Annotated in this window: 18 protein-coding genes and 2 riboswitches; of the genes, 17 read left to right on the top strand and 1 reads right to left on the bottom strand. The window is 37.6% G+C overall.

Annotated features, from left to right (window positions below; translation table 11 throughout):
* Positions 1-227: 227 nt before the first annotated feature.
* The 17 genes from N7548_RS05780 to N7548_RS05700 all read left to right on the top strand — a co-directional run bounded on the left by N7548_RS05780 (position 228) and on the right by N7548_RS05700 (position 23,015).
* Complete coding sequence (locus N7548_RS05780; protein WP_263608522.1) at positions 228-1,013, top strand: amino acid ABC transporter substrate-binding protein; 786 nt, start codon at positions 228-230, stop codon at positions 1,011-1,013.
* Positions 1,013-1,669 (top strand): amino acid ABC transporter permease, encoded by a 657-nt coding sequence (locus N7548_RS05775; RefSeq protein WP_263608521.1) that lies wholly within the window; start codon positions 1,013-1,015, stop codon positions 1,667-1,669. Before N7548_RS05780 ends, N7548_RS05775 begins: the two co-directional genes overlap by 1 nt.
* Positions 1,669-2,382 carry an amino acid ABC transporter ATP-binding protein gene (locus tag N7548_RS05770; RefSeq protein WP_263608520.1) on the top strand — a complete coding sequence of 238 codons (714 nt, stop codon included), beginning with the start codon at positions 1,669-1,671 and terminating at the stop codon, positions 2,380-2,382. The genes N7548_RS05775 and N7548_RS05770 overlap by 1 nt, the downstream gene beginning before the upstream one ends.
* Positions 2,383-2,391: 9 nt before the next feature.
* Positions 2,392-2,679: a YerC/YecD family TrpR-related protein gene (locus N7548_RS05765; protein WP_263608519.1), complete on the top strand. Its 288-nt coding sequence runs from the start codon at positions 2,392-2,394 to the stop codon at positions 2,677-2,679.
* Between the two features lie 100 nt (positions 2,680-2,779).
* Positions 2,780-4,096, top strand: coding sequence for a hypothetical protein (locus tag N7548_RS05760; RefSeq protein ID WP_263608518.1), 1,317 nt, complete (start codon positions 2,780-2,782; stop codon positions 4,094-4,096).
* A gap of 47 nt (positions 4,097-4,143) precedes the next feature.
* Positions 4,144-4,216: riboswitch (Fluoride riboswitch) on the top strand.
* Positions 4,217-4,252: 36 nt separating this feature from the next.
* Positions 4,253-5,425 (top strand): cation:proton antiporter, encoded by a 1,173-nt coding sequence (locus N7548_RS05755; RefSeq protein ID WP_263608517.1) that lies wholly within the window; start codon positions 4,253-4,255, stop codon positions 5,423-5,425.
* 578 nt (positions 5,426-6,003) lie between these two features.
* Entirely contained in the window at positions 6,004-7,635 is a 1,632-nt protein-coding gene (locus N7548_RS05750) for a M28 family peptidase (RefSeq protein WP_263608516.1), read from the top strand.
* 82 nt (positions 7,636-7,717) lie between these two features.
* The gene (locus N7548_RS05745; protein WP_263608515.1) at positions 7,718-10,768 is read left to right on the top strand and encodes a glycoside hydrolase family 3 protein; all 3,051 of its coding nucleotides are present in this window, start codon (positions 7,718-7,720) and stop codon (positions 10,766-10,768) included.
* Positions 10,769-10,924: 156 nt separating this feature from the next.
* Complete coding sequence (locus tag N7548_RS05740) at positions 10,925-13,462, top strand: putative bifunctional diguanylate cyclase/phosphodiesterase (RefSeq protein ID WP_263608514.1); 2,538 nt, start codon at positions 10,925-10,927, stop codon at positions 13,460-13,462.
* A 4-nt stretch (positions 13,463-13,466) separates the two neighbouring features.
* Positions 13,467-14,891 (top strand): bifunctional diguanylate cyclase/phosphodiesterase, encoded by a 1,425-nt coding sequence (locus N7548_RS05735; RefSeq protein ID WP_263608513.1) that lies wholly within the window; start codon positions 13,467-13,469, stop codon positions 14,889-14,891.
* A gap of 69 nt (positions 14,892-14,960) precedes the next feature.
* Positions 14,961-15,037, top strand: a riboswitch (cyclic di-GMP riboswitch).
* 64 nt (positions 15,038-15,101) lie between these two features.
* Positions 15,102-15,842 (top strand): hypothetical protein, encoded by a 741-nt coding sequence (locus N7548_RS05730; protein WP_263608512.1) that lies wholly within the window; start codon positions 15,102-15,104, stop codon positions 15,840-15,842.
* 4 nt (positions 15,843-15,846) lie between these two features.
* Positions 15,847-16,818 carry a hypothetical protein gene (locus N7548_RS05725; RefSeq protein ID WP_263608511.1) on the top strand — a complete coding sequence of 324 codons (972 nt, stop codon included), beginning with the start codon at positions 15,847-15,849 and terminating at the stop codon, positions 16,816-16,818.
* Positions 16,819-16,894: 76 nt separating this feature from the next.
* Positions 16,895-17,842, top strand: a complete 948-nt coding sequence (locus N7548_RS05720; RefSeq protein ID WP_263608510.1) for a hypothetical protein — start codon at positions 16,895-16,897, stop codon at positions 17,840-17,842.
* 153 nt (positions 17,843-17,995) lie between these two features.
* Positions 17,996-18,706 carry a S24/S26 family peptidase gene (locus tag N7548_RS05715; protein ID WP_263608509.1) on the top strand — a complete coding sequence of 237 codons (711 nt, stop codon included), beginning with the start codon at positions 17,996-17,998 and terminating at the stop codon, positions 18,704-18,706.
* A gap of 28 nt (positions 18,707-18,734) precedes the next feature.
* Positions 18,735-20,273, top strand: coding sequence for a hypothetical protein (locus tag N7548_RS05710; RefSeq protein ID WP_263608508.1), 1,539 nt, complete (start codon positions 18,735-18,737; stop codon positions 20,271-20,273).
* A 12-nt stretch (positions 20,274-20,285) separates the two neighbouring features.
* Positions 20,286-22,331: a DUF2357 domain-containing protein gene (locus N7548_RS05705; protein WP_263608507.1), complete on the top strand. Its 2,046-nt coding sequence runs from the start codon at positions 20,286-20,288 to the stop codon at positions 22,329-22,331.
* Positions 22,332-22,349: 18 nt separating this feature from the next.
* Complete coding sequence (locus N7548_RS05700) at positions 22,350-23,015, top strand: signal peptidase I (protein ID WP_263608506.1); 666 nt, start codon at positions 22,350-22,352, stop codon at positions 23,013-23,015.
* A 74-nt stretch (positions 23,016-23,089) separates the two neighbouring features.
* Here N7548_RS05700 and N7548_RS05695 read toward each other — a convergent pair whose 3' ends face one another.
* Complete coding sequence (locus N7548_RS05695; RefSeq protein WP_263608505.1) at positions 23,090-23,698, bottom strand: TetR/AcrR family transcriptional regulator; 609 nt, start codon at positions 23,696-23,698, stop codon at positions 23,090-23,092.
* Positions 23,699-23,870: the final 172 nt, after the last annotated feature.

Below are 23,870 nucleotides of genomic sequence, written 5' to 3'. Positions count from 1 at the left end.
ACCAATAAATTTCAATTTCATTATACTACTTAAAATACTAGATTACAAATCTGGTTTTTAGGTGTGCACAAAAATAGATATAAAAAATAATCTGGTTATTCTTGACTTCCTTTATCTAATTTTTTGTGTTAACACAAGACTTTATGAAATCGTTATCATAGCCAATAGTCTTTACTACTCTAGTGCGATAAAGTATAATGAGTGTAGAAAAGGCAGGTAACTGATTTATGAAAAAATGGATTTTATTCGTTCTCATTTTAACAAGTGGTGTATTACTATCCGCTTGTCAAAGCACTAAAACAGATTTAGAGTATATCACGGATAAAGGGACATTTATCCTTGGGTATACAGATTTTCCACCGATGGGATTCTTAGAAGATGGTGAACCTTCCGGGTTTGATATTGAGATTGCGAAACTCGTATTTGAACGCATGGGCGTTCAATTAGAGTTCCGTTACATCGATTGGGATGCGAAAGTGGTGGAATTGAAATCACGTCGTATTGACGCGATTTGGAATGGTTTAACCATCACCGACGAACGCAAATTAGAAATGACGTTTTCCAAACCTTATTTCGATAATAGCTTAGTCATCATTTCGAAAACAGGTTCGAACATCAATACCATCGCTGATTTATCTGGTAAAACGATTGGTGTCGAAACCAGTTCGTCTGCAGATATTTCTGTGGGTAAAAACACAACCATCTTAAATTCAATCGATGAAGTCAAGAAATACAACACATCATCCGAAGCGGTCTTAGCGCTGAATGCAGGTCTAGTGGATGCTGTTGTCGTGGATGTGATTTATGCTAGATATGTCGTTATGAAAAACAACAATACCTATCAAATCGGTACTGAAATCATTGGTTCTGAACAATATGGGATTGGTTTTAGATTGGGTGATGAAGCACTACGCGATCGTGTGGATGACATTTTAGATGAACTATACGCAGAGGGCTTAATCCAAACGATTTCTCAAAAGTATTTTGGCGCAGACTTATTTATTAGAGGCTAATGGATTACATCATTGAGGTATTACTATACTTACTACAAGGGTCGAAAACAACCCTTTTAGTCTTTTCTATGACCCTATTGTCGATACCTCTAGGCTTGTTATTAGCGGTCATTCGAAAACTCAATATTGGCATTGTGAATCGTTTATTGGATGGGTATACTTGGATCATTCGTGGGACCCCATTACTTTTACAACTCTTTTTCGTGGTGTATGGTTTACCGATTTTATTCGGAAGTATCTTCTTAATCGATGAGATTTATGGCGCGATATTCACATTCATCATCAACTATACTGCCTATTTTGTTGAGATATTTAGAGGTGGGATGAATGCCATACCAAAATCTCAATACGACGCGTCAAAAGCCTTGTCTTTATCCCCGTATCAGATGTTTCGACATGTGATATTACCTCAAACCATTCATAAAACATTGCCATCGATTGCGAATGAAATGATTACATTGGTTAAAGACACGGCTTTGGTCAGTGCGGTTGCGATTTCCGATATCTTACGGAACACCCGTGAAACGGTGAGTCAGGATTTTAGAGTCGAAGCGTATTTTGTTGCGGCATTGCTCTATTTGGTGATGACCTATGTCATTGTATATATATTCAAACGGATTGAAAATAGACGTTTGGTTGCGTATGGGGTGAACTGATGTTACTAGAAACGAAAAACCTATCCAAAAACTTCAAACAAGTTCAAGCCGTTAAAGATGTCAGTTTTGGACTGGATGCCGGTGAAGTCTTAAGCATCATTGGTCCTTCTGGGTCTGGCAAAAGTACGTTATTAAAACTGATTGCGAATCTGGAACAACCAACCGAAGGGGACATCTATATTTCGGGTCAATCCATCCAATCTGCGGATAAAAAAACCAAACGTGCTTTGTATCAATCGATGGGATTCATCTTTCAAGATTTCGCGTTATTTGAACACTTAACGGTTAAAGAGAATTTAGAACTCGCACCGAAACTGGTGTATAAAAAAAATCAGGACAGTATTTCAAAAGAAACCAATCGTTTATTAAAACTGGTAGGACTAGAAGATAAAATCGATGCGTATCCGATTACCCTATCGGGTGGTCAAAAACAACGGATCGCGATTGCGAGAGCTTTAGCAACCTCCCCAAAAATACTGTTATTTGATGAACCAACCTCTGCACTCGATGTCAAGTCTATTGATGATTTGGTCGATATCATTTTAAAACTCAAAAAAGCTCAAATTGGGATCTTAATTGTCACACATGACTTACGTTTTGCAAAATTAGTGTCCTCTCGATTGCTTTTTATGAAAAATTCGAGTATCATTTTCAGTGAAAACATCCAAAATATAGAAAATTTTGAACAAATATTTGATGATTTTCTGAAGTGAGGTCCACTTATGTCGAAACTGAAGAACCCGATGAACGATGTTTTACTCGAAAGTATTTTAAAATTAGAGTCACTTGAAGAAGCGTATGCGTTTTTTGAAGATTTGTGCACGATCAAAGAAGTAGATGCGATGGCACAACGTCTTCACGCAGCTCAGCTGCTTTTACAAGGGAAAACATATGAACAAATCATCCAAGAAACCCACATCAGTTCGACGACCTTGAGCCGTGTTTCTACCTGTGTTCGTTATGGGACAGGCGGTTATGCGAGAATTCTCATCAAACAACATAAAAAGTAATTAATCAATAGCCCTGAACCCAGGGCTTTTTTTGATAAAGGATAGAATATTATAAAATAATATGCTATACTAAATATAGTTACTTATTAGAGGTGCTACGATGAAAAAATTGATGTTAGTATTGGCTTTCATTTTTATTATGTCCGGATGTTCAGCGATTTCCTTAGGGTTGTACGGTAAAGAACTCGATGAAAAAATCCAAGCTTTTGAAAGTGCGGTTAATCAGTATTCGTTTACCATGTCTGGAATGGCTGAGGTTTCTTTCAATACTCTGAAATTCACTGAGGAAGAAACCATCACAGGTGAATACCAACGTGACCCATATTATGTTCGTTATGAAGACAAAACTGGTAACTTTATCCAAACCAAAATCGATGGAGAATTACATACCTACCAAGTCAGTTTATCCTCTCATGAAAAACATTTTTATGTCGAAATAGACCAAACCGATGATGTGGTAGGTGAAATTGAAATTAAAACCAAATCGTTAGTGATTACAAAGAAGAATAATAAGCATTATGTGCTCAAAGGTGAATTGGAAAACTTTTTTTCAGATAAGGATTTAGATCGAATTTATGATACATTGGTTCAACTTTATCCAACCAAAAAGGGCGATTATCGAATCCATCCAACCATGGATATACGTTTTTCAGACACTGAAATGCGTTACGAATTAACTTTTGAATTTACATTCGAAAATAAAACACTTCACTATCGATTTGAAAGCCTGTTGACTCAAACAACCATCGATGTGTTGGATGTGAAGGATACCAATCGATTTTTCCCGCTACCAAGCTTCGATTTTCCAGTGATGATTGATGCATTATCACCGATTTACCATAATGGTTATATATCTAAAAACGGCTATTATAAAGTGTATTTAGAACCGGGTAATTACTACATTGAATCCAGCAAACCGTTGGGAAATTCGAGGATTAAACTGGTGAGTATGTCATTGCCGCATAACTATTATCCGACCTTTCTTACCAGTTCAGATATCACTGACTATATAGGGTTCATTCAAACCATTCCAACCGCTGGTTATTATTATTTGTATGTCGATTTTGAGTTTTCGGACTTAACCATTGAAATTAAAACCCTCGATGAAGACAGGCTTAACTTAGAAACACCAGAACTCATTATCAATTCACCAAGTACGTATACATTTGAACGAACCACCACATTTGATTTTATGACCATACAATTGGATTTTCCAATCGGTTCTGAAATCACCCTATCAAGTCCTTATTCGATTTACGTGATTTATCCGTCAAGCAATCCATTGTATTATGATTTTCACAAAGTCGATTTTCAGGGCACTACTTTGACCCAAACAAAATCATCCATGATTGTATATTTATATGCGAGTGATATGCCCTTTGATTATCCTTTTGACATTGTCGTGACCACCCCTTAAATGGTTTTATGTTGATTGTGTTTGACATCTTTGTTTATTTAGATTATCCTATCTTTGGGAATGAAGTACTCCCATAGTCTAAGGACTTAAACCGCGTTCGCTGATGACTTCTACAACTTTTTTGGTTGTGGAAGTTTTATTTTTATGGAGGTTCTTATGTTATTATCTTTAGGTTTACTCTTACTCATGGGCTTGGTTTTGGCCGCCTTATTCAAAAAAATCCAGTTACCAACCCTGATTGGGTTTATTATAACAGGGATTGTTTTAGGACCACATGTTTTGAATCAAATGGATTCGAATCTATTGTTGATATCCAGTGATTTAAGGACACTTGCCTTGGTCATTATCCTCATTCGAGCAGGTTTATCACTGGATATTCATAAAATCATTAAACAGGGTAGAATCGCCATTTTACTGACTTTTTTACCAGCTACTTTTGAGATTGTTGGTTCGGTTTTATTCGCACATTTTATGCTGGGTTGGACATGGTTAGATGGGTTCATCTTAGGGACGATTTTGGCAGCTGTATCGCCAGCGGTCATCGTGCCACGAATGCTTCATTTGATAGAACGAAAATACGGTTCGAAACACGGTATTCCGGATATGGTGATGGCAGGGGCGTCTGCCGATGATATTTATGTCATTTTGTTATTCACAATTGGTATATCTATATATCAAACCGGGACATTTCAAGTGGTGGATGTTGTTTTTTTACCACTTAAGGTCATCTTAGGTGTGGTCTATGGTTTATTGTTGGGCAAACTACTGGTGATCTTTTTCAAAAAAGTGCACATCAGAGATACCATTAAAGTGTTGATCATCATAGGGCTTTCTCTAGTCCTCATATCGTTAGAAAATGCATTATATTATTCAGGATTACTCTCGATTGTTTCTTTAGCATTGATGATTTATCAAGACTATCCGATATTATCTAGTCGGTTGTTAAAAAAATACGAGAAGATTTGGTTGTTTGCCGAAATGTTGTTGTTTGTTTTGGTCGGTGCAGCGTTAGATATCTCTGTGATACCAACCATCGGGTTCATTGGTCTAGGGTTAATCGTTAGCGTGCTGATCATTCGTTTATTGGGTGTTTGGGTTTGTACGATTCAATCGAATACCACAAAGAAGGAAAAACTGTTTATGGTTATTTCCTATATACCAAAAGCGACCGTTCAAGCATCCATTGGTGCGATACCCCTCGCTTTAGGGATGGCAAAAGGTACTGAAATACTGGCCATCGCCGTGATGGCGATTCTCATCACCGCGCCAATTGGTGCGTTACTCATCGACCAAACACAATACCGCTTATTAGCTATTGAAAACACCTAAAATACACACCCCATATTCAAAAAACGAATGGGGTGTTTTTATTTTTAAAAATTATTAAAAAAAGCCTTAAAACCGAATGATTTATCTTTACTTTTACAAGCGCTTGAGTATAATGAAGCTGGATATTTAATAGAGACCAAAGGTGACCTATTTCAAACGATGATTATAATCCAATAAACACCCTTGTTTAGCGGATTAATCGGTGCGATCATCACAAGGATTTGGGTGCCGTTTGATGCATATAAAACGACTTTAACAGTAAAGGGGGGGACCACACATGCAAGCTAAGAAACCAGCACCACAACCAGTTAAACCAGCAGCTCAACCAGCAAAACCTGCACAACCAGCTAAGCCTTCAACAGCGAAACCAGCACCTAAAAAATAATTAGGTCAACATCGGTCTTCTAAAGACCAACTTTGTCAAACAATCGACAAGTCATGTGAGTAAGTTCAATCTTATTCACATGTTTTCATTTTTATAGATACTTGGATGTTCAAACCTAGTTGAAATATTGTCGGTTTGGTGGTACGATGTTAACTGTAGCTTTGAAATTCAAAGTATTGAAGGAGAACATCGTATGATCATTGTTAAAAAAGTCGCGTTATGGACACTGGTTGTTTCACTGTTTTTAAGTTTATTTGTGTTGTACACACCCAAACCAAAAATGTCTGATGGTTCGTTTTCAGCGGTACGTGCTTTAGAGCACATTGAAGTAATCTCAAGAGAACCCCATTCCGTGTTTGACCCAGTGGCTCATGAAGCGGTCAGACAGTATATTAAAAACACCCTGATTGATTATGTAGGTGCAGGGAATGTCACAGAATATAATTACACCAAAGAAGAACTCAATGAAGGCACTGAATATGATATCCAAAATGTCTTGGGGGTTATTCCTGGGGAAACAGAAGTCGGCATCATGCTGGTGGGCCACTATGATTCACGCGGACACATTGGTCGTTATGGTGAACTTGGTCGCTCTTATGGCGCAGCGGATGATGGCTACGCTTTGGGTACAATGTTAGAAATCGCCTATTTATATAAAGATGCTAACCCTAAAAACAGTATTTACTTCTTATTTACGGATGCAGAAGAAACAGGTCTTTATGGGGCGAGAATGATCTCGACTGAAACCGAATTGATGGACAAGATTGGTTTTATCATCAATATTGAAGCTAGAGGTGTGAGTGGGGCAGCTTACATGTTTGAAACCTCATCCAATAACCTCAAAGTCATCGATTTTTATCGAAAAGCCAATTTACCGGTATCTTATAGTCTCGCCACTGCGGTTTATCAAGTGATGCCAAACTATACCGATTTTACGGAATTTCTTTCGATTGACAAACAAGGCATCAATTTCGCTGTTTTAGAAGGGTTATCTCACTACCATACCCCACTGGATAATTATTTAGAAGTCCATGTGTCATCGATTCAACATTATGGTGAACAAATCGAACCGCTGGTTAAAACGTACGCGATGGATGAAGCCTACGGGGATGTCGATTACTTTGTTTCGAACCAGGATGCGGTATTCTTTACCTTGTTCGCGAACGTCTTCGTTTCATACAGTGAAACACTCGCCAATATCATGCATATCGTAACCTTATTGTTATTCATAGGTTTGGTTGTGTGGTTATATCGTCAAAAAGCCGTTGAACCGGGCAAGGTCTTACATTATACCACCCGATTCTTACTGGTATTTGTGGGCTTTATTGTGGTCGCATATGGTTTCGCACAATTGATGGCACTCTTTGGTAGAACCCCATTTTCACTCACTTATGTACGAATGAACGGGTCTGAATTACCAACCTTGTTATTCATGATTTTGTTGATTGGGATTGGATATCAATACTATACTGTAAAAGTAAACACCCTTGAAAAGATGCGTGCCTTCCTCATTTTCGGGATTGCTTTCCATTTGTTATTGGCTTTGATCACAGGGTTTGTTTTATCCGGTGCATCTTTCTTATTCTTCGTGCCATCCCTATTAGGTGTGGTGTCACTTTATGTTTCAAAAACGGATTATGTTTGGGTTAAACATGGTGTTTATGGCTTAACCACGGTCGTTTCTATATTATTAATCGTGCCGATATTATATTCATTTTTCCTCGCACTCACCGTGGGGGGCACACCGATTTTGGTCGCGTTACTATTCATCCATTTGACCGTTTTATTACCAGTATTTAAATTACATTTAGGACTTTCCAACTAAGGTTACGATTTGTAACCTTTTTTTACTGGTAAAAGGAAACCGATTTCATTATAATATATATGTATTCAAACGAGGTGTTTTTATGAAATCTTATTTAGAACTGTTTAAACCATTGGAAATGAAACCACTCCAAGGGTTAAAAGACTTATCCCGAATCGCCGCGACGGAAGGGATTGTCTTATTAAAGAATGACAAAAATGTATTGCCGCTCCAAAACGTTAAAATCAATGTTTTTGGACGTATTCAAACCAATTACTACAAGAGTGGTACCGGTTCAGGCGGTTTGGTGAATGTCGATTATACCACATCGATTTTAGAAGCCTTGCTGGAAAACCCTTTGGTTGAACTCAATAAAACCTTGGTCAACACGTACATGACTTGGGAAAAAGAACACCCATTCAATGCCGGTTCTGGCATGTGGGCGAGTGAGCCATGGAGCCAAATCGAAATGACATTATCTGAAGAAACCTTACAACAAGCGAAGGATTTTTCCGATATCGCTGTGGTTTGTATTGGTAGAACCGCTGGTGAAGATAAAGACAATTCGTTATCCAAGGGGTCGTACTATTTGTCCGACTTGGAATCTGAGATGATTCAAAAAGTATCCTCGACGTTCAAAAAAGTGATCGTCGTTTTAAACGTTGGTAACATCATCGATTTATCATTTATGGATCAAAACCCAATTCAAGGGTTACTCTATGTTTGGCATGGTGGCCAAGAAGGTGGTCGTACCGTATCGGATATCCTAACCGGCGTGTTTACCCCATCGGGCAAACTACCGGATACGATTGCTTATCGCGTTGAAGATTACCCATCGACTGCTCATTTTGGTGGTCATGATGAAAACATCTATACTGAAGATATTTACGTTGGCTATCGCTATTTTGAAACATTCAAACCAGAAGCCGTTAGATATCCATTTGGATTTGGCTTGTCTTATACATCATTTGATTATCATGTACGTCAAACGAACCGTGATTTTGAGTATGAAATAGACGTTAAAAATATCGGCAATTTTGCAGGCAAAGCCGTCATTCAAGCCTATGTTAAAGCCCCTCAAGGCTTATTGGGTAAACCAGCCAAAACCTTGGTTGGGTTTGTTAAATCAGCCCTTTTACAACCAGGTGAATCCGATACCGTATACATTCAATTTGATAAATACGATTTCGCATCCTATGATGAAGTCGGTTTAACGGGTAAAGCGTCCACTTACGTGCTAGAAAAAGGGTATTACCAAGTGACACTATCTACCGATGTTAAAACCGATATCACGTTCTTTGAATTTGAAATCCCAGATACGGAAATCATCGATACTTGTTATGAGGCACTGAGACCGATCAAACCGTTCAATCGATTGAAAGCATCTGTTCAAAATGGAAGATTCATTGAAAGTTATGAACCGACACCGATTAGAACCTATAAAATCAAAGATCGTATCGAAAACAATTTACCAAAAGAAATTCAACATACGTGTCTCGAAAAGCGAAACCTCATCGATGTCTATCAACATAAGGTGTCTTTAGACGCATTTGTTTCCCAGTTGTCACTGACTGAACTTGCAGAACTGGTGAGAGGTGAAGGCATGTCTTCACCAAAAGTCACCCCAGGTACCGCATCCGCGTTTGGTGGTGTGACTGAAAAACTACAAGCCCACGGCTTACCAATCGCATGTTGTTCGGATGGTCCTTCAGGGATTCGTATGGATTCAGGCATGCCATCGACATCACTGCCTAATGGGACAGCGCTCGCTGCGACATTTAATACCAACTTATTAGAAAGCTTATATTATTTGATCGGTATCGAAATGTTATCCTATCAAATCGATATTTTATTAGGTCCAGGGATGAATATCCACCGTCACCCATTGTGTGGTCGAAACTTTGAGTATTTCTCAGAAGACCCGCAACTCACCGGCGATATGGCATCAGCCATCATTGCAGGCTTACAAGCCGCAGGGGTTACAGGTACCCTTAAACACTTAGCTGCGAATAACCAAGAATACCGTCGTTTTGACGCCGATTCGGTGGTATTTGAGCGTGCTTTAAGAGAAATCTATTTAAAGGGTTTTGAAAAAGCAGTTCGTAAAGCGCATGCGAAAGCCATCATGACTTCCTATAATCCAATCAACGGGATTTGGGCAGCTTCCAATTACGATTTGAACACAACCATTGTCCGTAAAGAATGGGGCTTTAAAGGCATCATCATGACCGACTGGTGGGCGAAGATGAACGATGAAACTTCAACCGGGGATAAATCCAATACCCGTGCGATGATTCAATCTCAAAACGATTTATATATGGTGGTTGTAGACGCGTTGAATAATTCGATGAATGACAATACATTATCGTCCTTTAATGATGGGTCCTTGACCAAAGCAGAAGCCCAAAGGGTTGCGAAAAACATTTGTCTTTATTTGATGGATTCACCATCGTTTAGACGTTTACACAACATCGAATATCGTTTCAAAGCCCCACACCACTTTACCCCACTCTTAGATGACATTAAAGTCAATGGTGAGTCCATCGCGAACTTCAACCCATTGATTGGGCATTATGTGGTCAAAGCGAAGAATCATTTTTCAATTGAAGCTGTGAGCAGTGAAAAACACCACATTCAAATCAAAAAGAACGCCAACACGACGATGATCATCGTCAATAATGGCGTCGAACAAAATACATATGTGGTAACCAATATTGAACGCATTAAGACCAGTGAATCCATCGCCGATAAAGTCGCGATGAACAAGGTGGTTAAGGTCAATACCGAGGCTTGGGGTAAAACAAAACTGGACTTAACCCAACCACTCTATCAAAATGACGGGGTTCATTTGAACAATGGCCAAGTGAGTTTTGATAAAGATGGCTTGATGAGTTTTGGTTTAGATGTCGCACAATATGGTAAATATATCGTTGAATTATCGATTTCTAGCAATCAAAGCAGTTTGGCTCAAATGCCAATATCGATTTTACTGGGGGATACCGTCGCATCGACGTTAACCACCAATGGTACCGATGGCAACACCATCCATATTTCGACCCAAATCATCATCAATCAAGGCAAGTTCTTATTCTCATTGAAAGCCTTAAGAACTGGATTGACCATTTCAAGACTTGAATTGGTTCGTCATCAATAAAACAAAATTTGTAAAAAGCACCGTTTTTGGATAAATGAGTGCTTTTTTCTTAATAAATGTTATAATTAGTTATATATTATGTATAAAGACATCATAGCGATGTTTTTTGAAGTATGTCAACACAGATAAACATCTTTTGAATGAGGTACCACACTTATGGGTCGTTATCGTATACGCTTGGCCATCATTTTCACAACCTTGTTTTTAATCCTCTCCATCATATTGGTGCTTTTTTATATGTCGATTACACGAAACTTCATTTCGTCTCGTGCTGAAGAATCCTTTAGAACCTATAATTTAGGGATATCGACACGCGTTGAAGTAACCTTAAACCAGACCTATGATACGTTCAAGGAAATGGTTGATGAATACCGCGATCAAAGCTTAAATCCGGTCATTCAATTAAACGCACTCGATGCTTATGACCTCGTGGTTGAAAAATCCAATACAGGTTATACCGTCAATGGAACCTTCTATAGCTATTCCTTCAGATACAATGACACGACCTATTATGATCAAAACATCAGCGTATACCCACTCAGTTTGATTTTAGATGGGTATTCTACCACCACCAATTACGTCGCGTTTGAGTATGACAATGTGGTTGCATTAATCGATGCACAAACCTATTTTAATACCATTGTAGAGCCGTTTAACGTTCTAAAATATCGCTACGTCGTATTTCATAGAGATGGGTATACATTCCTAGATCAAAAAGGGGATATGGATACCTTACAATTTGGGGACGCATTCATCGATGGTGAACGTACTACATTTTTCCAAGGCATCAACAGTGACAATCAAACTGCCGGTGTAGGCCAATACACGATGTTTGACGAACCGACCTTTTTCGCTTATTCACAGATGCAAACCCTTGAAGGTGAAGGTGGCATCTATTTTGGTCAAATCATCAATTATTATGATTTGTTGGAATCCATGGCATTTTTAACCAACAGTTTGATGTTTGCATTCATCATCATTATGATTGTGTTCATCTCAAGTATGTTCGCAGTTTATCGTATATTAGATTCTAAATCTGAAGACATCGAATCGGCGAGACTGATCCATTACTATGTCAAACCATACATATTAAAAGTGAATGGTAAAGGTAAAATATTCTTTTATAACGCAAGCTTTAAGCGCAATATCCGTAATTTTAAAAAGTACAAATCTGTCGATGACATCCCGCTAAGAGATGGTGGCACAGAAGCGTTTGAAAAACTGAAAAAACAAGAACCGTTTGTTGCAAAATTCGCTGTACCAAGCGGTGAAATCTATATTCGATTCATCCCGGTTCGCTACGCATTGACTTATGCGTTGGTCGGTGATGATATCACTAAATTAGAAGAAACCTATAAATATCACCGCGAAATCGCGTTTTATAACAATATCACAAATGAACCGAATATGAACTATATGAAGGCCGATGTGAAAGCCCTCGTCTCCGATGAAAAACGCTTTAAACATCGAAACGTTTTGGTCATCTTTGGGATTTTTAAGTATGGTGATATCACCAAGGTCATCGGTGAAAAACTGTCGGGTGAAGTACTGATTTATGTTGCGAAAACCGTCAAAGAAACCTTATACGATTTACAAGCTTCGCTATACCATATTTCGTTTGACCGCTTTGGTATATTGTTTGAAAATCTGTCGAGCTACGATCAGATTGAAAACTGGGGCGATCGATTAACAGAAGCTTTTGAAAAACCCATCGATGTCGATAAAAACAAATTCGTCTTACAATTCAGAATTGGTCAGTTTAACATCGATAGCGATGAATATGTATCGATCAATGAAGACCAAGTTTATGACAATGCGATTTTAGCGCTGAACCGTGCTGCCGCGTTCCACTCTCAAAAACCAGTGGTTTATGACATTACCTTTGGACAAAGCTTATCGCGTCGCCAAGTCATCGAAACCGACATGATGACTGGGATTGAACGCCATGAATTCGTGATGTATTTACAACCTCAATACCACATCAATTCAGAAAAAATTGTTGGATTTGAAGCTTTGGTGCGTTGGGATAATCCGAAATATAAACTCGACTCCCCATCTGAATTCATTGAAATCGCCGAAAATAACAATATGATTATTGATATTGGTCGTATCGTGATGAACGAAACCTTCAAACTTGCGAAAGAACTTGAAGATTACGACATTAAGATTTCGATGAACGTTTCACCTGTTCAAATTTTACAAGCCGGATTCGTCACCGAACTCGTCAACGCTTATCAACAATATGAGTTAAAAGAACATGCGATATCGATTGAAATCACAGAAACCTTCTTAATGACCTCGTTTGATATCATCATTGAAAAACTCAAATTGTTACAATCTAGAGGCTTTGATATCCATCTAGATGACTTCGGTACAGGCTATAGCTCCCTGTTATACCTCAAAGAATTGCCAATCAACGCGATTAAAATTGATAAAGAGTTTGTCAAGCACTCCACCGCAGACAAACACTCGCGCGCGATTATTAATATGATTATCTCGCTCGCGAAGAACTTGGACCTCGACATCATCGCAGAAGGGGTCGAAGATGAAAAGCAATTTAAATTCTTACAAAAGAGTGGTGCCGATATCATTCAAGGGTTCTACTTAGGTAAAGCCATGAAATATGAGGATGCAATTCAACTCCTTAAAGACTATAATATTAATAGAACTGCATCATTGACAAGAAAGAGGTAAGTTTATGGAAAATATGAGTCCAACCTTAGCCGTCATATTGTTGTTATTCTTGATGATTGTGACTGCCGTCGCAGCGTATTTCCTCTATGTAAACTGGAAATATTCAGAACAAAAATGGAAAGAAGAAAAATCCATTTTGGTCGAAGGCATCATCTCTCGATCTGCCATGAATAGCATGATTACAAATTACATCTCGAAAATTGGTAAGGACAATATGTTCTCACTCGTTTACATCGATATTGACCGTTTTTCGGAAATCATCCAAGCCTTTGGTGAAAAAGAAGCGAATAAGATGATTGAAAAAATCACCAAACGTATTCGTGGGGTTTTACCTAAAGAAGTCAAAGCGTCTCGATTTGAAAATGACATCTTCGTGGTATTTATGCCGATGGAATTTGACCAATCGGATGCGGTAGAGTTCTCGAGAAAGATTCAAGAACAAATCAATGAAACCATTACATTGTTTGGTTCAACCGATGTCAATTTAACCTCATCCATATCCATTGCTTACTATCCAATGCATGGTGAAAACACCAAATCCTTATTGAATTCATTGAAATTAGCGAACTATACTGTGAAGAAGACCGGTGGTAACGCCATTCGTCTATACAGCGAAGACATGAGCGAAACCGAAAGTGAATTCTTGGATTACTACTATCAAATTAAAAATGCGATTGCGAAAAAAGAATTCTTACTATATTATCACCCAATCGTGAATATCCAAACCAAAGAAGTTTATGGTGTTGAAGCCTTATTGAGATGGAATCACCCAGAACATGGGTTGTTATCCCCATTCAAGTTCATCAACATCATGGAACAATCCGGGGACATTTATTGGGTTGGTCTATGGGGTCTTGAATCACTCATCAAGAGTTATTATGAATTCAAACAAAGCTTCCCGAAAGCCAACATCAAGTTCACCTTCAACATCAGTCCTAAACAGTTGATGAATGAAGCCTTGGCGGTTGACTTCCAACGCGTATTAAAGAAATATAAGATGAATGCGGAAAACATCATTCTTGAAATTGTTGAATTCGCATTATTCGACCGACATAACGTGGTATTACAAAACATTACGCAGTTGAAAGCCTTGGGCTTCCAATTCGCAGTCGATGGCTTCGGTCTAGATTACGCTACATTGGCGAAACTAGAATCGATGCCATTAGATACGATCAAACTATCGAAAGAGTTCTTGAATGAAGAACACTCTTACGTTAAATCCAGATTCGTAACCTTGCTCGTTGAGTTTGCTGAGAAGAACCAAAAGACGATCATCTCAGAAGGTATTGAAAACGAACAAATGTTACAGACCATTGCTGGCTACAATATTCATATCGTTCAGGGGTTTTACTTTGCCCGTCCAATGTCATTTGAGAATTTGAAAACATACTATAAAGAAACCGATTTATCCAAACTCATCCAATTATAAAAAAAATATTTCAAAACTGTTGACATTCTTTTTTGTAGGTGTATATTATAGGTGTAGTAAAATTCAAACTAATGTTAAAGGCAAAACTAGAGAAATCTAGTGACGCAAAGCTATAGGGCCTATATAAATGGTAGCCAGTTGTCATTTTTCGTGACAGCTGGCTTTTTCATATATAAAATCAGTCAATTCACGAAACAAGGGGTGTGAGATATGAGACTTTCAACCGTTCTTGGGATCAAGAAGACAACCACAATGACGGCTAGATTCTTAACGCTAGGCGTTATCATATCGGGTCTACTTTCACTTGGATTTGGGGTTGTCACATTTTATGGGTTGTCCACCGGTTCATTCGTAATATCGATGAATGAAGAAGCAGTTGCGAAAGGGATTCAGTTATCTGAACATCCACTCTTTCCGGAAGAATCAGCAACTTCTCGTTTATACGTCGATCCTAAAGAAGAATCTGATGAAGCAACCTACAGCTATCTAAAAATTGCAGAAGCACAAGCAAATGATGGTCTATATGACGATGACGATGCGGACTACTTAGCCTATTCGTTCTACGTAAGAAACAATGGATTAGAAATGATCAATTTAACTTACGAGATCAATATCGTCGAAGTATCCAAAAATTTGGATGAATACATCCGAATTATGATACTGGTAGAACAAGTCGGTGCTGAACCATTTGGTTACACACAACAAATGTATATGAAACCAGATGAGACACCAAAGAATTATCCAATTGGGATGCCTGAAGCGAAACACTTTCTGAGTGATCAGTATTCGAGAGACCCAATCATCAGTGAGACCATCGAGAAGTTACAAACACAAAAAGTATTGAAATTCACTGTGTTTATGTGGATTGAAGGCTACGACACAGAGCCTAACATGGAACGCGGTAGCATTAAAATCGATATGAAGTTCTCAATCAGAAACGCGGCGACATAAGCCTATGATTAAGAAGTTATATATCACAGCGCTATCGATGATCCTTCTCACATTGACCTTTACAACAGCCACCTTCGCGTGGGTTAGTATGGGAGATACCAATAGAGTTGATGGACTTCAACTCAACATGAAACCAGACAGTTTCCTAGAATTCTCATTAGACGGTATCGAATGGTCTAGTGAAATCACAACAGAACAAATTAATGAATTATGGCGAGGCTCAAGACTGATGGATTTAACCTCTACCGATGGCACAAACTTCATCGGTAACAGAATTCAACTGGTAGACGCAGAACTGAATTTCGAAGGGATACCTAACGTCAACTACATTTCAATCGAACTGTATGTTAGAACAACCACGCGATATCGAAACGTCTACTTAGTCAATAATGTCAGTCAAGAAGGCACATTCGATAACCCTCCTGCTCGCGGGACATATGTGTTATCAAAAGGCGTACCATTTAGAAGTCCAGTAACATTCAATCTTGGACCAAACGACACCGTTTTCGAAAATGAAATTAGAACCTATTTCGCCAAAGACGCGATCCGAATTTCATTAACCGAGTTAAAAACAGATAATCCCTTGGATACAAGAGATGACAGTGAATTAAGAAGTTTCATCTATGACCCAACAGAAAATCCTATACGTGGTTATGGAAAGAACTATGGTGGTGTAGATTATTTAAGAAAATCTAAGGCAGTTTATATACAGTTGCCTGACACACCACAACCCGTCATTGAACGCTTATCAAACTTTACACCAGACAATCCTTACATCCCACTCGATGAAAATTCAAAAGTAGCTACACTCATCGCAACCGATCAAGTAAATGATCAAAACAAAACCTATTACATGGGTAAATTCAGATTGAATATCTGGGTTGAAGGTTGGGATGCAGATTCGTTTGACGCGATTTACGAAGATACATTATTATTTAGTTTCGAGTTTCAATCGGCTGAAAGTATTGTAATTTAGTCATAAATCAGTTACAATCGTAATTGATATGAAATAAAAAAGACATAAAAAACAAAGGAAAAAGGGGAAAAACAAAATGAGAAAATTAACTCAAAAATTAGTTTTATCAGTAGTAACGATGGCTCTAGTCGTAATCGCACTAGGTACATCGACATTCGCATGGTTCACACTTACAAACAAAGCAGCAATCAGCCCGTTTGAAGCACAAGTCACAGCTGGTGAAGGTATTGAAATCACATTAGGTGATTGGAATGGTACTAACGCATATACAGCACCAGACGCAGATACAGTTTGGTACACTGTTATGCCTACAAATGTTATTGAAGATTACATAGATAATATGTATAATAACTTCAGATTCGATAATATGACATCTGCAGATGGCTCGGTAATTAGAAATGAAGCTCTATCTGATATATCATATTCACCTGCAGCTAAATATATTCAATTCACTCTTTATTTTAGATCTAGTGCGATTAAGACAATTGTCTGGAATTCAGCAGAATTAACTGGCGATCCACAACCTTGGGTCGTAAACGTTCCTTCGTTTATCTCATCTGATGGTATTACTCCATGGTTGTTAAATGAAACAAAACAAGTTTCAGCATATACTGGTGCTAGAGTTTCAATTGAAGGAACTGCAGGTACATATACTTTCCAAGCACCTGAAGGTACTGTACTAGGTGTTTACAACTCTAATGATGATGTAGTATCATACGATTTAGAAGATGTTGGTGGTGTATTTACAGTTGGTGCTGGTACTGGTACACCTTATGGTGCAGCAGCATATGGAGTTGCAGCAGGTAAGACTACTACTTATGGTGCAGCTGCTCCAACAGTACATGCTACCTCTCTAATTAATACAACTCCTGCAGAACTATTAACACTTGGAAGCCCAGCTGATGGTTACTACTATGGAAATGTAATTGTAAGAGTTTGGATTGAAGGTTTCGATGCTGATACATTTGATGCTATTTTCAACTCTACATTATCTGTTCAACTTGGATTTGGTGTTGACGAATAATAAATAAATTGGTAAAGGTTTGCATGGCGACATGCAAACCTTATCTTTAAAATCACTACATGTTTTAAGATAATCTCATTGATACTAGATTTTAGACAAATAATATAATATAATTGTATTAGTGAAAACGTTGTCTAAAGGGAGATGTGTCTAGTGAGTCAATCTAAATCAAATATATTAAATGTTTTAAAAAAAGTGGGGAATATACTGTTTTATACGTTAATAGTATTTCTGCTTTTATTTTCGATTTCAAATTTAAGTGTTCGCTCGAATAAAGACATTGCTAATGTACTTGGAAGAGGTTTTTTGCCAGTAATCTCTGACTCGATGGAAGGTAATAATTCCGATTCATTTAATAAGGGATCATTAGTTTTTGTAAAATTACTCTCTGATGAAGAAAAACTTGATTTAGAGATTGGTGATATCATTACATTCTGGGATTTAAACCTAGTGGCATTAAATACTCATAGAATCGTTTATGTTACACCTAGTTATGTTGTTACACAAGGTGATAAAGCTGCAGCAATTTCACCATACGTCATTGGTGGAGATAACACTGGTGTTCAATATGAAATAGTTACATACAACAATATTAAAGCAATCCGCACTGGAGATATCGGTGGCGTTGGTAGTGCAGTATCTTATTTACAGACCCCAACCGGTTTCGCAATCTTCGTTATTGCACCAGTTGTATTATTACTAGCATATCAAGGATATGTCTTAACCAAGACATTACTTGCTGTTAACAAAGAAAAGATTGAAGCTAAACACGCAGTTGATAAAGAACAACTACTTGAAGCTGAAAAAGAAAGAATTCGTAAAGAATTATTAGAAGAACTTAAGAAGGAAGAATCCAACAAATAGTTTTTCTTCGATTTAGAGAGGTAAGACGATGGTTAACTTTGCTCGTTTTTACATCCAGTTCATTAGAGATTTCTTCGGTAATATCGGCAAATTTTTCAATGCAATCATTGGTGCATTTGCCGATTTATTTTTTAATGATGTGGGACAATATTTTGAAGATTTAGTTCAAGCCAGTACATTATTCGGCTTCCTAGATTGGCTAATCGCCATCTTGATCTTAGGGATCAATATGGTTTTTCTTGTTTTCTTCATTTTGAAGATATATCAAATGTTACGTGTCTATATTCGTTTTATTAAAACTGAAATGGATAAAGACGAATTGTTAGAGGAAGTCGCTTTATTAACCCAAAAAACAGTAGAACTTGCAGATGAAAAGAACAAGATTCTCATGCTAAAATTGGGTGGTGCCTCTGCATCCTCCTCATTACCTGGTAAAGAACAAGATAAACCAGATAAAAACACACCTCAAGCCATTGGTCCAACCAGATTTGCTAAACTCACTCAAGTGGATGAAGCGTATAGAAATGTCATTACCTCTATCCAAATGACACCTGAAGATACCATTGGTTTACCAGAATTAATCAACCGTTTCATCAACTTCTCAGCATCTAGATTAAATTTATACTACAATGAAAAAATCATCCGTACCTTCTTTGCAGGTATGGCATCCTCCAAGATATTAATTCTTGAAGGTATCTCCGGTACCGGTAAAACCAGTTTACCTTACGCGATGGGGAAATTCTTCGGACACGATTCCGCGATTATTTCCGTTCAACCATCTTGGCGTGATAGAGCCGAAATGATCGGTTATCTAAACGAATTTACCAAGAAATTCAATGAAACTGACTTCTTAAAAGAACTCTACGAAACGACTTATCGTGAAGATTTAAACTTCATCGTCCTAGACGAATTAAACTTAGCGCGTATTGAGTATTATTTTGCAGAATTCCTATCCATCATGGAAATGCCGAACGAAGCAGAATGGAAGATTGACGTTGTATCAGACCGTCAACCTACCGACCCTAAGCACTTCATGGATGGTAAGATTTTAGTCCCTCAAAATGTATGGTTCGTTGGTACAGCGAATAAAGATGACTCTACATTCACCATTACCGACAAAGTTTATGACCGTGCATCCTCTATTATTATGAATACAAAAGCTGAATTTGTTGACGCCCCATATACTGAAGGTGTCACCATGAGCTATGAATATTTAAAGACCTTGTTTGACGCTGCTTGGAAAGCACATCCGATTTCGCCAAAAGCACTTGATAACTTAGGCAAACTCGATGATTTTATCGCACAAAAGTTTAAAATCACGTTTGGTAACCGTATCATGAAACAAATTAAACTATTTACACCAATTTATGTTGGCTGTGGTGGTTCTGAATACGAAGCACTCGATTATATGGTTGCGAGAAAGATCTTAAGAAAGTTCGAAGTCTTGAACTTACCATTCTTACAAGATGAACTGAGCGAACTGATCGTATTGCTCGATAAATTATTCGGTAAGAACGTATTCAAAGAATGTATTTCATTCCTAACAGATCTTAAGAAGATGAACTAGGTGAGTTTTTAAATGAAAAAAAGACAAACCGACAAATTAAGTCAGTTCTATTATTCATACGATCAAACTTTTAAAGATTTGGAAAAGTCCCATACTTTTCCAAAGACTTTTTATAGTGCTTTAATGTCAGGTAAAAACACGTTATATCAAAAGGCGATGTCAGAGACTAAAACCTTTGATGAAACGTGGATTAAGACCATTGAATCCTATTTTCCAAGCATTGAAAAGATTATTCTTAACCCGAAATCGGGTTTAAAATACTTAGAAGAAATCGTTCCGATTGAAAAAGCCAAAAAGATTCGTAGCAATTCCATTCGTCATTTAGCTTCTCACACCCACTTCATCCGTGAAATTCGTGATGAAGTCGTGATGCCAAAGAAGATCATGACGACTGAAACCGATATCGACTATGGTACTTATGAAAACCGATTTGTGATGACCCTCATAGAACGGCTTTTTAACTTCGTCAGAAGCCGTCATGAACTCATTAAAGATAATATTATCTCCTATCAAAAGAAACATTTTAACTACACATCGACATTCCATATATCTGACTTAGAAGTCGATATGAACCTCGATGTCGTCTTTAAAGAAGACTTAGAAGATAAATCCATCAATATATACAACAAAGGGATTCTCGAACGTGTAGAATACCTTTCAAAACGTGTCACATCCATTCGTAACTCCCCATTCATGACTTTGATGGCTGGTGAAAAGAAAGTTATGCCACCCATCATGCAAACTAACGTTATTTTAAAGAACGTGGATTTTAGAAACTGTTATGTCTTGTGGCTATTCTTAGACCGCTATAATACTTTGGCGTATGACGTCACTGTTAAAGAAAAAGACATGATATTTGACCGTTCTTATCAGGATGCAGTAGAAAGATTGGCACTCAACACATTTACCATGGTCGCTTTTAACCAAGGCGTTAGAAAGCCATCTTATGATGAAATAGTTGAAAAAGAAATCATCAAGAAAGCATTTAAAATTGCGAACATCCATGTGAATGATATCGTTGATACACCTGAACCGATTGTGGTTGAAGATGAACGTATCAACCAATATTTCTTACAAGAAAACATTAAAATCTTTAAAAAACGTGTGGAAGAAGAAGTCGAACGCAGTTCAACCTATGAAGTTGGTTTGAAGCGTGCTTTACGTGATACGATATCCATTTCGAATGCGATTTTTAAACATCATTTTGAGTTGGAAGAAAATGATGACTATTTCTCACGCATGGTCAAAGACGATGACGTTGAGAAAAACTTAGAAGTATCTAAGGAAAAAGCCAAGATTGCGAGAATCATTCGAGAAACCAAAGAAGTCGATTATAACAATGCCATTCGTTTAGAACGCAAGTTGATGAAAGACATTGAAGGTGCCAATCAACGCCTCATTCTGATGAATCGAAAGAAAACCGAAGATGAAGCCGAACGGATTAAGATTGAAGCCGCGTTAAAGGAACAAAAAGACATTGCTGCGAAAGAAGCACAAATGCTTTCTGACAACCTTGAACTCGTCAATCAAAACCGTGAAACACTATTGTTAGAGAAAAAACAAGTGGATGAAACCATCGCTTCTGAAACTCAAAAAGCGATTGAAGAAAACAACACACTCATCAATAATCTAAAACAAACACTCCAAAACCAATTGGATCAAAAGATTGCGACACTAGACAAACATTTCAATGCGGAACGTGAAGCGATTGAAAAAGAACAAGCAAAGCAACTTAAAAAGTTGGAACGTGAGGAAAAGAACGCGATTGCAGAGGCACAAAAGAAAGCCAAAGCTGAATATCGTTTGGTTGTATCCAATCTACGTAAAAAAGCGAAGATTGAGCATGATCGTTTGATGAAAAAACTCAAACTTCAACGTCAAAAGGAACAAGAAAAGCTGTTGAAAGAATTTGAAAAACTCAAATTATCGATGGCTAAGAAACAAGAAAAAGCACTCTTAGACATTCAAAAACAATCTGAAAAAGACATTGAAAAGCTTAAAAAAGATGGCCTTCCAAAAGAGTCCAAAACGCCTAAAACCGATAGTGAAGTAGAATAAAATAAAGGAGGGAACTAAATGAAAAAAATCATAAAAATATCGATGACGGTATTCACAGTATTTTTCTTTCTAGCATCCGTCCTTTTATTGTTATTAGGGACACTTTCTTTACAGGAAAATCGTTACTTAAAAGTCTTTAATCATACCTATTCTGTAGTTGGGTCTGGCTCGATGGAACCCACCATTATGACCGGTGAATTCATCATCATTCGATATGAATCCTATGATAAGATTTACCAATCTGTGTTAGATGGGGAAACACCGATTATCGCATTTCGAACCGATAAAAACATTGTCCATAGAGCCATTGAAGCGACCCCAGATGGACTGATTACTAAAGGTGATAATAACCCAGCAGCGGATGATGGTTTCGTGACTGAAGAGAACTTTATTGGGGTAGTGGTGTCACACTTCATGTTATTCGATATCGGTAATATTACACTTAACTATAGACACATCGTATTCCTGGTCATCATTGTACTCTTGTTATTCATTTTAGTACACGAATTGATCAACTTCTTAAAGATGGTTCGTGAAACCCAAGAAGCGAAAATACTAGAGAAACATGAAATTGAAAAAGAAGCTTGGATCAAAGCCGAAAAGGAACGTTTAAGGATTGAGTTAGAAAATGAAATGAAATCGCGTAGAGACGCTAACAAAGACAAAAATAATACCGCCCAATAATGGCGGTATTTTTTTATGTTTTTAAATGAAAATTCGAACCAATAATCGATGAATATATATTCATAATTAAATATCTATTTTACAAAGATACCTCGGTCTAAAATGCTCATGGCCTCATCAATGATTCGGTCGAGTTCAACCTCTGAAACATCCTTCTTAAAGATGACTTGAAGACCAACGAAATTGGAAATACCCATCAGTGTATAAGATAAGGTTTCAAGATCCAAATCGGGTCTAAGTTCGCCGTTAGAGACAAAGTCTTTTAAGTGTTTAATATAGGAATCGGCAAAACTTTCATAGTAATTTTTAAAGATATCAAAGTCTACAAACAGGGATTCCCAAATGATTCGATAAGCTAGAGGATCCTTTAAAGCATAGGTAATAAACGCTTTAATCCCTGCTCGTTCAATGTCGTATCGGTGAACTAAACCCTTGGTTGCATCCGCACTGGACTTACGAATGGAGACGCGATATAAATCGAGAATATATAGATATAAAGCCAATTTGCTGTCGAAGTAAATATAAAAAGTGCCCGCAGCGATTTTAGACTTCGCAATGATGTCATTGATTGAAGTTGCCTGGTATCCATTTTTAGCAAATAATTTTTTACCCGTCGAAACAATTTTGTTGAATGTCTTAATGCCAGAAGTTGTCTTGGGGTAACGATACGATTCTTTATTCATAGTAATCACCGATTTCATTGTATAGCACGATGGTAAAAAACACAAGCGAAAAGTGATTGAATTTTTTCATGTTACAAAAAGAAGTGACCATTGATTAAGCGACGGTTAAGCCCTTAAGTCTATAATGAAATTACATTTCATGGATTTCGGTAATTTCAGCCGAGTGGTTGGG

The organism is Paracholeplasma manati (genome assembly GCF_025742995.1).
Taxonomy (GTDB): Bacteria; Bacillota_I; Bacilli_A; order Acholeplasmatales; family UBA5453; genus Paracholeplasma; species Paracholeplasma manati.
The sequence above is the reverse complement of the archived record's forward strand: the minus strand, read 5'-3'. Positions and strand labels throughout refer to the sequence as shown.

What these genes read in the sequence shown, in the direction of transcription:
- N7548_RS05765 (WP_263608519.1), top strand. Translation starts at nt 2,392, where the DNA reads ATGTCGAAACTGAAGAACCCGATGAACGATGTTTTACTCGAAAGTATT.
- N7548_RS05735 (WP_263608513.1), top strand. Translation starts at nt 13,467, where the DNA reads ATGGAAAATATGAGTCCAACCTTAGCCGTCATATTGTTGTTATTCTTG.
- N7548_RS05760 (WP_263608518.1), top strand. Translation starts at nt 2,780, where the DNA reads ATGAAAAAATTGATGTTAGTATTGGCTTTCATTTTTATTATGTCCGGA.
- N7548_RS05710 (WP_263608508.1), top strand. Translation starts at nt 18,735, where the DNA reads ATGGTTAACTTTGCTCGTTTTTACATCCAGTTCATTAGAGATTTCTTC.
- N7548_RS05700 (WP_263608506.1), top strand. Translation starts at nt 22,350, where the DNA reads ATGAAAAAAATCATAAAAATATCGATGACGGTATTCACAGTATTTTTC.
- N7548_RS05705 (WP_263608507.1), top strand. Translation starts at nt 20,286, where the DNA reads ATGAAAAAAAGACAAACCGACAAATTAAGTCAGTTCTATTATTCATAC.
- N7548_RS05725 (WP_263608511.1), top strand. Translation starts at nt 15,847, where the DNA reads ATGATTAAGAAGTTATATATCACAGCGCTATCGATGATCCTTCTCACA.
- N7548_RS05695 (WP_263608505.1), bottom strand. Translation starts at nt 23,698, where the DNA reads ATGAATAAAGAATCGTATCGTTACCCCAAGACAACTTCTGGCATTAAG.
- N7548_RS05720 (WP_263608510.1), top strand. Translation starts at nt 16,895, where the DNA reads ATGAGAAAATTAACTCAAAAATTAGTTTTATCAGTAGTAACGATGGCT.
- N7548_RS05775 (WP_263608521.1), top strand. Translation starts at nt 1,013, where the DNA reads ATGGATTACATCATTGAGGTATTACTATACTTACTACAAGGGTCGAAA.
- N7548_RS05730 (WP_263608512.1), top strand. Translation starts at nt 15,102, where the DNA reads ATGAGACTTTCAACCGTTCTTGGGATCAAGAAGACAACCACAATGACG.
- N7548_RS05770 (WP_263608520.1), top strand. Translation starts at nt 1,669, where the DNA reads ATGTTACTAGAAACGAAAAACCTATCCAAAAACTTCAAACAAGTTCAA.
- N7548_RS05740 (WP_263608514.1), top strand. Translation starts at nt 10,925, where the DNA reads ATGGGTCGTTATCGTATACGCTTGGCCATCATTTTCACAACCTTGTTT.
- N7548_RS05745 (WP_263608515.1), top strand. Translation starts at nt 7,718, where the DNA reads ATGAAATCTTATTTAGAACTGTTTAAACCATTGGAAATGAAACCACTC.
- N7548_RS05750 (WP_263608516.1), top strand. Translation starts at nt 6,004, where the DNA reads ATGATCATTGTTAAAAAAGTCGCGTTATGGACACTGGTTGTTTCACTG.
- N7548_RS05755 (WP_263608517.1), top strand. Translation starts at nt 4,253, where the DNA reads ATGTTATTATCTTTAGGTTTACTCTTACTCATGGGCTTGGTTTTGGCC.
- N7548_RS05780 (WP_263608522.1), top strand. Translation starts at nt 228, where the DNA reads ATGAAAAAATGGATTTTATTCGTTCTCATTTTAACAAGTGGTGTATTA.